The 14,453-nt window shown below is 40.7% G+C and carries 9 protein-coding genes; 7 read left to right on the top strand and 2 right to left on the bottom strand.

Annotated elements, in window-relative coordinates:
- Positions 1 to 114 precede the first annotated feature (114 nt).
- From LV83_RS08855 to LV83_RS08865, 3 genes are read left to right on the top strand one after another with little or no spacing between them, the layout of a single operon-like run.
- The gene (locus LV83_RS08855) at positions 115 to 2,427 is read left to right on the top strand and encodes a PSD1 and planctomycete cytochrome C domain-containing protein (RefSeq protein ID WP_111611189.1); all 2,313 of its coding nucleotides are present in this window, start codon (positions 115 to 117) and stop codon (positions 2,425 to 2,427) included.
- A 1-nt stretch (position 2,428) separates the two neighbouring features.
- Positions 2,429 to 3,883 (top strand): DUF1501 domain-containing protein, encoded by a 1,455-nt coding sequence (locus tag LV83_RS08860; RefSeq protein ID WP_111611190.1) that lies wholly within the window; start codon positions 2,429 to 2,431, stop codon positions 3,881 to 3,883.
- 7 nt (positions 3,884 to 3,890) lie between these two features.
- Positions 3,891 to 6,020, top strand: a complete 2,130-nt coding sequence (locus tag LV83_RS08865; RefSeq protein ID WP_111611191.1) for a c-type cytochrome domain-containing protein — start codon at positions 3,891 to 3,893, stop codon at positions 6,018 to 6,020.
- 9 nt (positions 6,021 to 6,029) lie between these two features.
- Here the strand turns inward: LV83_RS08865 and LV83_RS08870 are convergent, their stop codons facing one another.
- Positions 6,030 to 6,914, bottom strand: a complete 885-nt coding sequence (locus LV83_RS08870; protein ID WP_111611192.1) for a PPK2 family polyphosphate kinase — start codon at positions 6,912 to 6,914, stop codon at positions 6,030 to 6,032.
- A 114-nt stretch (positions 6,915 to 7,028) separates the two neighbouring features.
- On the opposite strand from LV83_RS08870, the gene LV83_RS08875 reads away from it, so the two are divergent.
- From LV83_RS08875 to LV83_RS08890, 4 genes are all read left to right on the top strand, one after another.
- Positions 7,029 to 8,150 carry an acyltransferase family protein gene (locus tag LV83_RS08875; RefSeq protein ID WP_111611193.1) on the top strand — a complete coding sequence of 374 codons (1,122 nt, stop codon included), beginning with the start codon at positions 7,029 to 7,031 and terminating at the stop codon, positions 8,148 to 8,150.
- A gap of 77 nt (positions 8,151 to 8,227) precedes the next feature.
- Positions 8,228 to 9,229, top strand: coding sequence for an endonuclease/exonuclease/phosphatase family protein (locus tag LV83_RS08880; RefSeq protein WP_111611194.1), 1,002 nt, complete (start codon positions 8,228 to 8,230; stop codon positions 9,227 to 9,229).
- Between the two features lie 5 nt (positions 9,230 to 9,234).
- Positions 9,235 to 9,789 carry a DUF4287 domain-containing protein gene (locus LV83_RS08885; RefSeq protein ID WP_111611195.1) on the top strand — a complete coding sequence of 185 codons (555 nt, stop codon included), beginning with the start codon at positions 9,235 to 9,237 and terminating at the stop codon, positions 9,787 to 9,789.
- 100 nt (positions 9,790 to 9,889) lie between these two features.
- Positions 9,890 to 12,175 (top strand): S9 family peptidase, encoded by a 2,286-nt coding sequence (locus LV83_RS08890; protein ID WP_111611196.1) that lies wholly within the window; start codon positions 9,890 to 9,892, stop codon positions 12,173 to 12,175.
- A 155-nt stretch (positions 12,176 to 12,330) separates the two neighbouring features.
- Here LV83_RS08890 and LV83_RS08895 read toward each other — a convergent pair whose 3' ends face one another.
- Positions 12,331 to 14,439 carry a plastocyanin/azurin family copper-binding protein gene (locus LV83_RS08895; RefSeq protein ID WP_111611197.1) on the bottom strand — a complete coding sequence of 703 codons (2,109 nt, stop codon included), beginning with the start codon at positions 14,437 to 14,439 and terminating at the stop codon, positions 12,331 to 12,333.
- Positions 14,440 to 14,453: the final 14 nt, after the last annotated feature.

The raw sequence follows: 14,453 nt of genomic DNA on the forward strand, positions 1-14,453 counted from the left end.
ACAAAGTTAATTTCCTTTCATTAAAAAAGAATGAGAATATTCTTCTAATCATGACGGCTTTTCTTCAAATTATCACTAGTTTGAAAACGATTTAACTATCGAATTGACCCAGAAATGACTTATCCTACTATTAATAGACTTCTTGCGTTTGCCTGCATTGGATTTACGATTTTTAGTTGTAACCAAAAGGAATCCAGTGAAATACTAATTTCGGAAATCGATCAGGTCAGCTACAACTTTCATATACGACCTATTCTTTCTGACAAATGCTTCGCTTGTCACGGACCTGACGCAAATAAGCGGGAATCAGAACTTCGCTTAGATACAGAAGCAGGAGCATATGCAGCTTTAAAAGATGATCCCAGCCAGTTTGTCATTAAGCCAGGAAACTTAGAAGAATCAACCGTCTATCATAGAATCACCTCTGAAGATCCGGGAGAGTTGATGCCTCCGCCAGAGTCAAATCTTGCACTATCAGAAACAGAGATTCAACTGATTAAAAAATGGATTGAGCAAGGAGCTAAATACGAACCACATTGGGCTTTCGTAGCTCCTGAAAAATCTCCATTACCTGAGGAAACGGATTGGACGACAAATGAAATTGATCGCTTTGCCTTGAAGAAAATGACCGAAAAAGGTCTTCAACCAAATCCAGAAGCTAAACCTCATGAACTAATTAAAAGAGCAAGTTTAGATCTCACAGGATTACCTCCTAGCCCAGAAGTTTTGGATAGATTTGGTGATTTCTCTGGCGATCTGACTTATGAGGATCTATTGGATGGATTGCTATCTGATCCGGGATTTGGAGAAAAAATGGCAATTATCTGGATGGATATATCCAGATATTCAGATAGTTACGGGTATCAGGATGACAATATCCGAACGCAATGGCCTTACCGTGACTGGGTGATTCATGCGTTCAACGAGAACATGTCTTATGATCAATTTATCACTTGGCAGCTTGCAGGAGATCTTTTGCCGAATGCCAATAAGGAGCAAATTTTAGCAACAGCTTTCAACAGAAATCATAAATACACTGAAGAAGGTGGCGTAATCGATGAAGAGTATAGAATCGAATATGTGCTTGACAAAACGAATACGGTAAGCAAAGGCCTACTGGGTATCACCATGGAATGTGCCCAGTGTCATGATCACAAATATGATCCTTTCTCCCAGAAGGAATATTATGAGATGTTCGCCTTTTTCAACAATACACCTGAGAAAGGCTACCAAGGCGATGTTTCTCAATCCAAACCTGCCAAAACTCCTATTCTATGGGTTGATCAGGAAGACCTTTCGGGAGTAATGAGCTTCATTAACTACGCTGACACTTCTAAATTAAGTGTTTCAGTGATGGGAGAATTGGATGAGCAGCGCCCAACTTACATCCTTGATCGAGGCGTCTATGATGCTCCTACAGTGGAAGTTGAGCCCTCTACGCCAAGTTCGATAATGAAATTTCCAGATGATCTGGAAGAGAACCGACTTGGATTAGCTAAATGGATGACTGCAAGAGAGAACCCACTTACCGCACGAGTATTTGTCAATCTGATGTGGCAGGAAATTTTCGGACAGGGAATCGTCAAATCTGCAGGTGACTTTGGCATGCAGGGAGATCTTCCTACTCACCCAGAGTTGTTGGATTGGCTTGCTGTAGATTTTATAGAAAATGGTTGGGATATCAAGAGATTAATGAAGCAAATACTGACTTCTTCTACCTATAAGCAAAGCGCTATCATTAAAGACAAACACCTTAAGACTGATCCTGAAAATCTCTACTTGGCTAGAGCTCCTAGACTTAGATTACCGGCAGAAAATATTCAGGATTTAGTGTTAGCAAGTAGTGGCTTACTTGTTAGAAAACTGGGAGGACCTAGCGTAAAACCCTATATGCCTGAAGGAATATGGGAAGCAGCTACTTCCGGAAGAGGTGTATTGGCAACATATGTTCAGGATAAAGGTGACAAACTCTACAGAAGAGGTCTATATAATTTCATCAAATTAACAGTTCCACCCCCAAAGGCTATCATTTTCGATTCTAGTAATCGGGACCGATGTGAAATTGGCAGAAGTAGAACAAATACACCCTTACAAGCATTGGTGATGATGAATGACCCAATGATTTTGGAAGCATCTCGTGTGCTGGCAGGTAAGATGTGGGAAGAAAATAGAGAGGAAGAAAAAGCAATTGCTACTTCCTTCAAACGTATTGTGTGTAGGGATTTGACCTCCAAGGAAAAGTCCATTCTCCTCTCCTACTATGAAGATCAATTGGAAAGATTTAAAGAAAACCCAGACCAGATAGTTTCATCTTTAAGTGTTGGAGAATATCCTTTGGAAGAAAAAAACATAAATCCGGAAACTGCAGCGCTCATGCAAGTGATCGTGAGCATTTACAATCTGGAAGAAACCATTACCAAGAGCTGATATGGAAAAGGAAATATTAGAAGAGGGACTGAATCACAACCGCAGAAAATTTCTCTCCAGGCTCAGTCTTGGAGTTGGAAGTCTGGCATTAGGTTCCCTATTAGTACCAGATCTTTTCTCAGGAAAATCTGAAGCAGAAGAAGCAATGATGAATGCTTTGCCTCATTTTGCACCTAAGGCAAAACGAGTGATTTATCTGTTCCAAAATGGGGCTCCAAGTCAACTGGAGTCGTTTGATTACAAGCCTGAGTTAATAAAAAGAATGGGAGAAGAACTTCCTGAATCCATTCGTGGAACACAGCGACTTACGGGAATGACTGCTGGTCAATCCTCCTTTCCTTTAGTAGGTTCCAATTATAAATTTGACCAATACGGAGAGTCTAGGGCTTGGATTTCAGAAGTATTTCCCCACACCGCAGGAATCGTCGATGACATTTGTATCGTGAAGTCAATGCATACCGATGCAATCAACCACGATCCAGCACTTACTTTCTTCCAAACCGGAGCTCAAGTAGGCAATCGCCCAAGTATGGGATCTTGGTTAAGCTATGGTCTAGGATCTGAAAACAGTAATCTACCTGCATTTTCTGTTTTATTGAGTCGAGGACGTGGAAATGGGCAGGGCGTATATTCTAAACTTTGGAGCAATGGCTTCTTAGATGCCACTCACCAAGGTGTTCAGTTTTCAAATTCAGAAGATCCAGTGCTTTATCTCAAAGATCCAGAATCAATGAGTCGCTCTGAGCGCAGAAAAATGATAGATCAGATTGCAGCGATGAACGACTTGAGCATGAATCAATTCAATGATCCAGAAATAGCTGCTAAAGTAAAGCAATATGAAATGGCGTACCGTATGCAAACGGCTGTTCCAGAAATGACAGATATTTCCAAAGAGCCAGAAAGCATTATCAAACTTTATGGTCCAGATTGCCTCGTGCCTGGTACTTATGCAGCAAATTGTCTCTTGGCAAGGAAGCTTTCAGAAAGTGGGGTTCGATTCGTCCAACTGTATCATCAAGGTTGGGATCAGCATGGTAATTTACCAAATGAAATGAGACTACAGGCTGAAGATGTAGATCAAGCTTCGGCAGCTCTAATTACAGATCTAAAGCAAAGAGGATTACTCGATGAGACTTTGGTTATTTGGGGAGGTGAATTTGGAAGGACAAATTACTGCCAAGGAAAAATCCAGGTTGATAATTACGGTCGCGATCACCACCCTAGAGCTTTCTCAATCTGGATGGCCGGAGGTGGTGTGAAGTCTGGAATGGTGTATGGAGAAACTGATGAGTTCGGGTACAATATCACAGAAAACCCGGTTCACGTGCATGATTTTCAAGCTACAGTGCTTCATTTAATGGGAATAGACCATGAGCGGATGACCTATAAACACCTAGGGAGAAGATATCGCCTTACTGATGTCTCTGGTCAAGTTGTGAAAGACTTAATTGCTTAAAATCTATATGCTCAAGATTTCTTCGATCAGATCTATTCTGGAAAGCACCCTTTTTATCTGGATAGGTCTCACGCTAATCATTACAATTGCAGGCAATGCTCTTGCTTTGCCCGATTGGTTGCAGGTTGTTGGCAGGAGTCATCCTATTATCCTACACTTCCCAATTGTCTTGCTGTTGATTGGGTTGCTTTTCTTTTGGATTCCAGGAATAGACAAAAAACCTGAAATCAGAGAAATGGGTGAACTCAGCTTTTTGGCTGGTTGCAATTTCGCTGGCATCACAGTGCTAGCAGGTTTGATTTTAGCACAGGAAGAATATACTGGAGAGATCTTGACTTGGCATAAATGGGGAGGCCTAATCGTTTTTGCCGGGTGTGTTTTACTCTATTTTTACAGATCTATCAAAGCCAATCTTATACGCTTATCGAGCATTGCTCTTGCTTTAGCGATAATAGCTACAGGACATTGGGGAGCAGGATTGACTCATGGTGAGGATTTTCTGCTAGCTCCTATTCAGTCTAATGAAATTGAAGTTATCCCTTTGGCTGAAGCTGAAATTTTTGGAGATGTAGTTCAGCCGATTTTGCAGGCAAAGTGCGTAAGCTGTCACAAAGAGGGAAAAATCAAAGGAGAGCTAAGAATGGATCATATCGAAGGCTTGCAAAAAGGTGGTAAGTCGGGGCCGTTCGTTTTGGCTGGCGATTTTGAAAATTCAATGCTTATCCAAAGAATCAATCTTCCTGAAGATGATAAAAAGCACATGCCGCCTAAAAACAAGGCTCAGCTAACAGATGAAGAACTATTGATCTTAAGTGAATGGGTTGCATCAGGAGCCAGTTTTGAACAAAAGCTAGTGACATTGCCTGCAAAAAATGAGCTGTACCAATTGGCGTCTGTGAAGTTTGAAGGAAATAAAATCTATTCCTTTGATGCTGCTGATTTAGATGATATCCAAGAATTAAACACCTCCTTTCGTTCAGTTCAACCATTGTTTCCTGAATCACCTGCACTAGATGTCTCCTATTTTGGTATTTCAGCATTTCAGCCTGAATCCTTAACCGACCTCAAAAAGGTAAAGAATCAAGTAGTACGATTTAGCCTAAATAAAATGCCTCTGGCTGGGGTGGATCTCACATTCCTGAAGGATTTCACACATTTGGAAGAACTTCAATTAAATTTTACTGACCTAAATACAGATCAGCTTAACCTCATTTTCAGTCTAAATACGCTAGAAGTTTTAGCAATTTCTGGGAATACAATCGACAAACAATCCCTGAGCAATCTTGCTAAAATGACTTCATTGAAGAAGCTTTTTGTATGGCAAACTGGCTTGAGCGACAAAGATCAAGAAATGCTAAAGAAAGCACTGCCTGAAACTATTATTGATTTTGGCTTTGATGGAAAAGGGGTCATATATGAACTGAATAGCCCTATCATCACTCAGTCTGAAATGATCTACCAAGACAGTTTGGAGCTGAAACTTTCACATCCAATCCCAACAGCTGAAATTCGCTACACGCTTGATGGAACTGAACCTGACAGTATCTCAGGAAAAGTATATACCGAACCAATCTTTACAAAAAGCACTGGCAAAATCATTGCAAAAGCGTACGCAGCAGAGTGGAAAGGATCAAAATCGTCGGAATCAATCTATATACATTCTGGAATTCAGCCTACCGAATCAGTTTTGGTAAATGATCCAAATCCAAAATACAAAGCCACTGGAGTTGCTACTCTTTTTGACTTAGTAAAAGCTGAAGCTCCAAACCATGGTCAAAAATGGCTAGGATTTCAGGATCATCCAATGGTCTTAGAAGTAAGCTTTGCAAAGGAAAATAATCCGAAAGAAGTTTCACTTAGCCTCTTATATAACGAGGGCGCCCATATTTTCCCACCTTCCAAAGTGACAATTCAAGGCTTGGAAAATGGGAAATGGCAACTCTTAGCAAGTACTTCTCCAGAAGTACCCTCCAAGGGAGCTCCTGCAAGATCGGAACTCATGAATATGGAACTAGCGAACACGAACTACGAAAAGCTCAAAATCACCTTAACCCCACTTTCTAGGCTCCCAAAATGGCACCCTTTTGCTGGAGATAAAGGCTGGGTGTTTGTAGATGAAGTGATATTTAACGAGTAGAAAAGGGAATCAACTTTTCTCAGTACTCAAAATCTCCTTATACATTTCAATGTTTTCCTGAATCTTCGCATCCAGTTCTGGCTCTTCTATATCCTTGATTTTCTTCATTTCATCATGGATGATTTGAGCCACAATCACACGTGCCGCCTCTTTATTGTCTGAGGGAATAATAAACCAGGGAGCATGAGGTTTAGAAGTCTTATTGATTGCCTCTTCGTAGTATCGCTGGTAGTCGTCCCAGCGCTCTCGCTCTTTTAGATCACCCGGTGAAAACTTCCAGTTATGCTTTGACTTGTTCAATCTTCGAAGTAATCGCTGCCTTTGCTCTTCTTTTCCCAAATGCAGGAAAAACTTAAAAACAATGGTACCATTATCACTGATTTGCTTCTCAAAGTTGTTAATCTGCTCAAATCTCTTTTCCCAAAACTCCTCTGTGATATCATCCACAGAATTGATCCCCGGGATATTTTCCCCAAGAATATATGTGGGATGTACTCTGGTCACCAAGACATTCTCGTAATGAGTTCGGTTGAAAACCCCATATTTTCCCCGCTGAGGCAAAGCAATCACATGTCTCCATAAGTAGTCATGCTGTAACTCTAATTTAGAAGGGGTTTTGAAACTATAAACTACCACACCTCTGGGATTGAATTCTTTGAAAACCTCACGAATCAGACTGTCTTTCCCCGCAGTATCCATTCCTTGCAAGCAGATGAGAACCGAGTATTTGTTATGTGCATACATGGTATCCTGATGATCGCTTAGCTTCTCTCTTACCTTGTTGAGTTCCTTCTCCTTCTTTTTCTCTGAAGCTTCCAGGTCTATGGAAGTAGGAATATCCTTGAGGGAAATAGTTTTGGTCACTTTGAAATCGTCAATGGAAATATCTTTCATCTGTTTTAAATTCTAGGTGGATAAAAAGTCTGTTTTCAAGTATTGAACAAGATAATATTTTATCTTAACCCTACAGAAAAACCCCATCTTTTATCCCTTATCCCCAACCTTAAAATGACCCAAAATCCTATCTTACCTGGCCTCAGCAATAGATACCTGGCCTTGGACGTCTTACGTGGATTGACTATTGCGTTCATGATTGTCGTCAATACAGCGGGCGACTGGAGTAATTTGTTTGCTCCGCTTGCTCACGCAAAATGGCACGGCTTCACTCCTACTGACCTTGTTTTCCCGACATTTCTCTTTGTTGTGGGCAATGCGATGAGCTTTTCCATGAAAAAGCTTCAGCAAACATCGAGTTCAGATTTCTTCAAAAAAGTAGGAAAAAGGACGGTGTTGATTTTTATGATTGGATGGTTATTAAGCGCTTTTCCATTCTATGATGTGACAAATATTCTTGAAGTCAGACTATTTGGAGTTTTGCAGAGAATAGCTCTTTGCTATTTCTTTGGGGCAGTTGTCTTGTATTATGGAGGAATCAAAGGCGCATGGATATTCAGTGCCATTTCGCTACTTGGCTATTGGGCGATCATGTATTTCTTTGGAGATTCAGTAGACCCTTATTCCCTAACTGGCAATGCTGCTATCAAGTTGGATTTAGCTCTGATGGGCCCAGAAAGAATGTATGGCGGTGAAGGAATTCCATTTGACCCAGAAGGTATCTTAAGTACTCTACCTGCTATCGTGAATGTTTTAGCTGGTTATTTGGCTGGAAAAATGATCCAGAAGCTAGGAAACACAATGGATGCTGTGAAGAAAATGCTTGCCATTGGATTGGTCCTTGTTGTGGTAAGTTATGCTTGGGACATCCTTTTCCCGATCAATAAAAAAATCTGGACGAGCTCTTATGTCTTGCTCACAGTAGGCATAGACCTGATTTTTCTAGCACTTTTGGTCGCAGTAATCGAAATCAAAAACTGGAAAGGATGGACTTATTTCTTCGAAGTATTTGGTAGAAATCCACTGATTCTTTATGTACTATCAGGCTTGGTAGTAACTATTTTATCGCTGATACCTGTTGGCGACACTACGCTAAAAGGCTTTATTTATCAGAATTTCTATACCAATTGGCTTTCGCCAAAAATGGCCTCCTTCCTCTTTGCATTCAGCTATATGCTGATCATTTGGCTGATTGGACTATGGATGGACAAAAGAAAAATCTACATAAAAGTATAAATACAATAACTTCACAATCAGATAAATATCTATAAAAATGTAACTTAAGGGTGATTTTTAACCTAAGTTACATTTTTATGATACTGAAAATTGGAGTATACAATGTTGAGTGGATGCGGGATCTTTTTGATACCGAAGGGAATCCAAAAATGACTGGAAAGGAGCTTATCCGTAGTCAACAGCTCGCAGAAATAATAACTGCAATGAGTCCGGATTTTCTGGGAATAGTGGAAGGTCCAAACACCTTGGTAGATGGATCAAAAACTGCTTCCGCCCAGATGGAAATTTGGACTCAAACCTTTATCCCTGGCTCTAATTACAAAGGAATTCATGGGTTCCCTTCAGCAGGTCAGCAGGAGCTTTGTGCTATTTATAATCCTGACAAAGTGAATGTGTTATTTACCCCGGAGACGAAAGCTGGAAAGCGTTTTGACGAACCATTTCTGCAAGACACAACCAATCGACTCATCAAAGAGCAATACAAACATTACCGTCCGCCACTTGAGTTAAGTATTTTAGGTATCGACAATTCTCTAATAACCCGAGTGATAATCGCCCATACCAAGTCCAAAGGAATCTTCGATATGGTAGATTATGCGCGTTTTGAGCAGATTTCCGCACGTGATCGACTCAAGCTCTTTGCAGAATGTATGTCTATCCGCGAGCGCTGTGATGAGTATTTGGAAAAAAATCAACAAGTCATGGTGATGGGTGATATTAACGACGGTTTTGAACTGGATTTCTATGAGAATAAGTTCTCTAAGAGTGCTGTAGAAATCTTACTTGGAGACCTATGGAAGCCCGAGTTTGTGCTTAAATCTGTATTGCCCAAGCCGAAGTTGAACAGTTATGGCTTCACTCCAAATTCAAGCAGATACAAGGATAGAATTACCGGTGACCAAATTAATGTCCTTATTGACCATATATTGACTAGTCAGAAGCTAAGTGTAATATCAGGAACTGTCTGGAATCCCTATTTGGAGAAAGCAAATCCTACAATCCAATCGGTAAGTAATTCATTAAAAAAAGCTTCCGACCATTTTCCCATACTTTGCGAAATCGAAACACCAAACCCCTAAAAAATATGGATCCAGCCGTACAAACAATGATCGACAACCTAGAAAAAAATACAGGTAAAAGCCTGGATCAATGGGTTACGATCGTTCAACAAGAAGATTTTAAAAAGCATGGAGAAATCGTCAAATTTCTAAAGGCAGATCATGGTTTCACCCATGGTTTTGCAAATCTAGTCGCTCATAAATCGCTGAAATCAGATGCCGGATCAGCTTCAGACACGGATGAGTTGATAGCAAAACAGTACAAGGGCAAGGAGCATTTTCTGCCTATTTTCCAGAAACTGAAATCTGAGATTGCTGCTTTTGGAAAAGACGTAGAGTTCGTTCCAAAAAATGCTTATGTCAGCGTAAAAAGAAAAAAACAATTTGCTATGCTCGTCCCTGCAACTAAAAGCCGCTATGAAGTTGGAATCAATTTGAAGGGACAAGAACCATCAGGAATACTTGAGTTAGATACCAAGTCCAGCGGCATGATCAGTCACCGAGTCGTCATAAATCATGAGGAGCAATATTCCAAAGAACTAGTAGACTGGCTCAAAAAAGCTTATGAAGCTGCTGGATAAATAATGCCACTTACAAAATAGGACCACTATTGGTCAATTATTGAAGTGTTTCTTCCAGTTTTTGGGGATATCTTGATTATTAAAGCTATCCCCTTCTTTTATGTCTAATCTTCATATTTTCAACTATTTACAATTCAGGTATTTACTGGTAGTCTTGCTGACTTTTGCTGGTCAAAACTCCTTTGCACAAATCACAGAAGAAACCTACCACAAGGCGGAATATTTTCTGAGTGGAAATATTCAAAAAGAAGTTTATCACTTAGATGTAATTCCCAATTGGCTGGATGACAAAAAGAGTTTTTGGCATCAAACTTATACGAAGGACGGAAAGCGTTTTTTTATAACGGACATAGAAAAAGGGGAAACAAAAGTAGCCTTTGACCATGAAGTGTTGGCTAAACTTCTATCCGAGCAAAGTGGTGGTTCTATTAATTCAAACAACCTACCTTTCAACCGAATTCAGCTCAATGGAGATGGGGCTCTTTCTTTCGAGTGGTTGAATAAAAATTGGACCTATGCCGATGGCAGTTTGGAGTCGAAAAGGATTACAGCAGGCTCCAGAGACGGATCCGTATCAATTTCTCCAGATGAGAATTGGAAAGCTTATGTAAAAAACTTCAATCTGTTCGTAGAAAATCAAGAAACTGGAGAGGAAATCCAATTGAGCTATGACGGAAGAAAAGACTATGAATATGCGTCATATTGGGGCTGGTCTGATATGGTTTTGGGAGAAAATGGCCTGCGACCAGAGCATTTAACTATCAATTGGTCTCCTGATTCGAAAAAGATCCAAACTCAGATTGTTGATTTACGATTGGCAGAAAAAATGCTTCTGCTGGATAACAGCCAGGACGATAAATTCCGTCCACAACTCATGGGATACTATCGAGCGTCACCAGGCGATACTACTGTAGTGATGTATACGCCGGTTGTATTTGAGATAGAAACTAAAGAGAATACCAAATTTCCTGGGCTTTCACTTCCTCATTTCATGGGGATGTATTTCAATTGGGATGCCGATAGTAAGCACATGTTCGGAACTTACCTGGAAAGAGGTTTTAAAAGCTTTGACTTACTTGAGATCAATACCGACTCCAAAGAAATTCGGAAAGTCTATTCAGAATCTTCTCCTACTCATGTCAACAATAACAATATTTTCAGAAGACTGGATAATGGTCAATTTATCCTAGGAACAGAGAAATCAGGCTGGAATCAGTTGTATTTGATGGATTGGCAAACTGGAAAACTAGTAAATAGAATTACTAACGGAGATTATGTAGTCAAGAATCTGCTTAAAGTCGATGAGGAAAACAGCATCATCTATTTTGAAGCTGCCGGCAAGGAAAAAGATATAAACCCATATTACTCCTTTGTTTATAAAGTGAATTTTGATGGAACGGGGTTGGAATTACTAACTCCTGAGAATGCCTTTCACGACATCAGTTATGGACGAGGTGAAGATTACTTTATAGACAATTATTCTACTGTAAATCAACCTACAGTATCCGTCGTCCGAGAATTGAAGACCGGTAAAATCGTCCATGAGGTTTCCAAAGCTGATATTTCGAATTTGCTTAAAAAAGGCTATCAAAGCCCGAAGCAGTTCACTGCAACAGCTAAGGATGGTAAAACCACGATCTATGGCATTTATTACGTTCCAACGGATTTCAATGCCAAAAAAAGTTATCCCATCATTGACTACACCTACTCAGGACCTCATACAGATATTACTCCAAAGACATTTAGAGCAGGATTAATAGGATTACAGCAGCCTATGGCAGAATTGGGTTTTGTGGTAGTGACAGTGGATGGTTTGGGCACAAGCGGCCGTGGTAAAGCTTTCAATGATATCTCTTACAATAACTTGGGTGATGGCACGACTGATCACGTGTTTGCTATCAAAGAATTAGGGTCTAAAAACAAGTTCATGGATGTGGAAAAAGTAGGCATATTTGGTCACTCCGCAGGAGGATATGACGCTGGAAGAGCGATGCTTTTACATCCTGATTTCTATAAAGTTGGAGTGGCTTCCGCTGGTGATCATGATCATCGAATGGAAAAAGCCTGGTGGCCAGAGATGTACATGGGATATCCAGTTGGAGATTTCTACCACGAGCAATCCAATATCACCAATGCAGCAAATCTGAAAGGACACTTGCTTTTAGCACATGGAGGAATTGATGAAAATGTGAATCCCTCTGCTACTTTCAAGTTTGCGGAAGCTCTGATCAAAGCAGGAAAAGACTTCGATCTATTTATCTGGCCAAGCAGAAATCATAGTTTTGGCAGAACTGACGGGGATTATTTCACCAAAAAGCGTTGGGATTATTTTATAGAGCACTTGCTCGGAGAAGAGCCGATTAGGCATTATCAAATTCAGAAGTGAGGGAAATTTGAGATTTGAGGTTGAAAATTTGAAATTAAAAAAGCGCAGACCTCACGATCTGCGCTTTTTTTATTCAAAGGCTAAAGCAACCTAGGATTATTCTAACGCTACAATTCAGACTTTAGAAGCCTTCCGCCTCCCGTTTGCCAGCCAAATTACTTCACCACTTTCAAAATTCCCTGCATGGTATAAAAATGCCCAGGAACAGTACACACGTAAGTATATTCACCAGGCTCGGTTGGAGCGATGAAATAGATCGTAGCTGACTCACTTGGTTGAAGCAATTTCGTGTTGAATAAGACTTTGCTTGTATTCGGAATGTAGTCCTTTTGCTGCCCTTCCAGTCCAAGTTTCATCGCAGCCTCTCCTACTTCTATCGCAGTTCCTGGCATCACGATTACAAAATTATGAAGCATGTCATCCACATTTTGGAACACTAGCTTCACTTTACTTCCTGCTTTCACCTGAAGTTGGGCTGGGTCAAATTTCAATCCTGGCTTAGTTCCCATGTTGATGGTAATATCAGCTTTTCCATCCCATGATGCTGGCATAGTGGTCGTGTTTTTTGCCAATTTTGGAGCGACCGGTTTAGTGGCAGCTGCCTGCTTTTTGGCTTCGGCAGCTTTAGCTTTTGCTTCAGCATCAGCTTGTGCCTTTGCGGCACTATCAGCTGCGGCTTTCATCATCATTTCATGCTCGTGACGCGCTGCCAAAAAAGGTGTTTGATCTATTTTTTCTCCTGCACCAAAATTGTTCAGGGTATAATATCCTACATTATGCAAAAGCGGCTTTCCTTCAGTAGACTTCACTCCTTCTGCTTTGATCTCATGGATGTATCCCAAACGAAGATTATCCACTACCAGACGAGCTTTCATTCCATCTTCAGAAACTACCACTCCTATGATATCACAATTCTCATTATTAATCACAGGGCTACCGTATTGAGCTTGGTACTTGTATGTGAAGCCAGTTACTTGGTAGTTTGCCGGGTCTTTTGCCAACTCCTTATTTACAGGCTCGGTAAACTCAATCTCAAAACCATCAGGTTTCGATTTGATGGTCTTCATTTCAAAAGGCATTCTACCAGTCCACACCAATCGCTGCAAACTGAACAGCTCTTTACCAGTTGAAGACCAACCACGGCTAGTCATTCCAACAAACATGGAAGCATCATTCCCCCAAACCATTCTCAAGATTCCAGAAGAAAAGCCTTCTCTAAATGGAAATACCACACCTTGATATACTCCATCAATTTTCTCAAAATCAACTCGGGAAATAATACTTTGCCCCTGATCCCCTACAAAGACCTGATTGGCAAATGGGCCAAATCCACCATCCGTATTATCACTCAAAAATCCGGAAGTAGAGATACCCAGGATTCCATGAGGCAACCAAATGGCTGGAGCTTTCAGTCCAGGCACCCGTTGCGCTACGTCATACATGGGTTCACCGGTATTTGGAATATCTTCTGTAGTCAATGTCACTGGAGATCCTGGCAGGTTTGACCATTCCAAACTCTCTGCATTCCCTAGGAAATCTCCCTTTTCTACATGTGAAATTCTTCCTGAACCGACCCAGTCACCTTGATTTTCAGTGTAAAAGAAATCTCCTTCAGCGTTCATTCCATATCCTGCAGGCGATCGCATTCCTGCTGCAAAAGGAATCATCTCACCTTCTGGAGTAATCTCCAACGCCCAACCTCTCCATGGTACCAAACTTACACCATGCCCAAGGCTATTACTCCAGCCAACATTAAGGGTCACGAGCATATTTCCGTTAGGGAGAAATGTAGGACCATAAGAGTACTCATGGTAATTCCCCGAAAGTGGCCAAGAAACAATTTTCTTATAAACATCTGCCTGACCATCTCCATCGGTATCACTGAGGCGGGTCAATTCACTTCGTTGTGTGACATAAATATCCCCATCATGATAGGCCAAACCCAATGGTTCGTGCAATCCTGAAGCGAACTTTTTATAAACTGGTTTTTCATTTCCTGAAATATTCGGACTTGATACGATCCAAACTTCCCCTCTTCGGGTACAAATAGCCAAACTACCGTCTGGTAAGGTTGCCATACCTCCTACTTCCAAAATCACGTCTTCTGGTACTGGCAGAGAGATTAGTTTATAAAAATCATCTTCTGTATCAGGCAACAAATTGGGTTCTTTAGCCTGAGCTCTTAATTCAGCTTGTCCGAAAAGTAGGCAAGCCAAGGCAAAAGCAAATCCTTTTATAATATTGAGTTTCATTAGATTTTTCATGCTGCTTCCTATTT

The organism is Algoriphagus yeomjeoni (assembly GCF_003259505.1).
Classification (GTDB): domain Bacteria; phylum Bacteroidota; class Bacteroidia; order Cytophagales; family Cyclobacteriaceae; genus Algoriphagus; species Algoriphagus yeomjeoni.

What these genes read in the sequence shown, in the direction of transcription:
- LV83_RS08895 (WP_111611197.1), bottom strand. Translation starts at nt 14,439, where the DNA reads ATGAAAAATCTAATGAAACTCAATATTATAAAAGGATTTGCTTTTGCC.
- LV83_RS08890 (WP_111611196.1), top strand. Translation starts at nt 9,890, where the DNA reads ATGTCTAATCTTCATATTTTCAACTATTTACAATTCAGGTATTTACTG.
- LV83_RS08855 (WP_111611189.1), top strand. Translation starts at nt 115, where the DNA reads ATGACTTATCCTACTATTAATAGACTTCTTGCGTTTGCCTGCATTGGA.
- LV83_RS08880 (WP_111611194.1), top strand. Translation starts at nt 8,228, where the DNA reads ATGATACTGAAAATTGGAGTATACAATGTTGAGTGGATGCGGGATCTT.
- LV83_RS08875 (WP_111611193.1), top strand. Translation starts at nt 7,029, where the DNA reads ATGACCCAAAATCCTATCTTACCTGGCCTCAGCAATAGATACCTGGCC.
- LV83_RS08865 (WP_111611191.1), top strand. Translation starts at nt 3,891, where the DNA reads ATGCTCAAGATTTCTTCGATCAGATCTATTCTGGAAAGCACCCTTTTT.
- LV83_RS08870 (WP_111611192.1), bottom strand. Translation starts at nt 6,914, where the DNA reads ATGAAAGATATTTCCATTGACGATTTCAAAGTGACCAAAACTATTTCC.
- LV83_RS08885 (WP_111611195.1), top strand. Translation starts at nt 9,235, where the DNA reads ATGGATCCAGCCGTACAAACAATGATCGACAACCTAGAAAAAAATACA.
- LV83_RS08860 (WP_111611190.1), top strand. Translation starts at nt 2,429, where the DNA reads ATGGAAAAGGAAATATTAGAAGAGGGACTGAATCACAACCGCAGAAAA.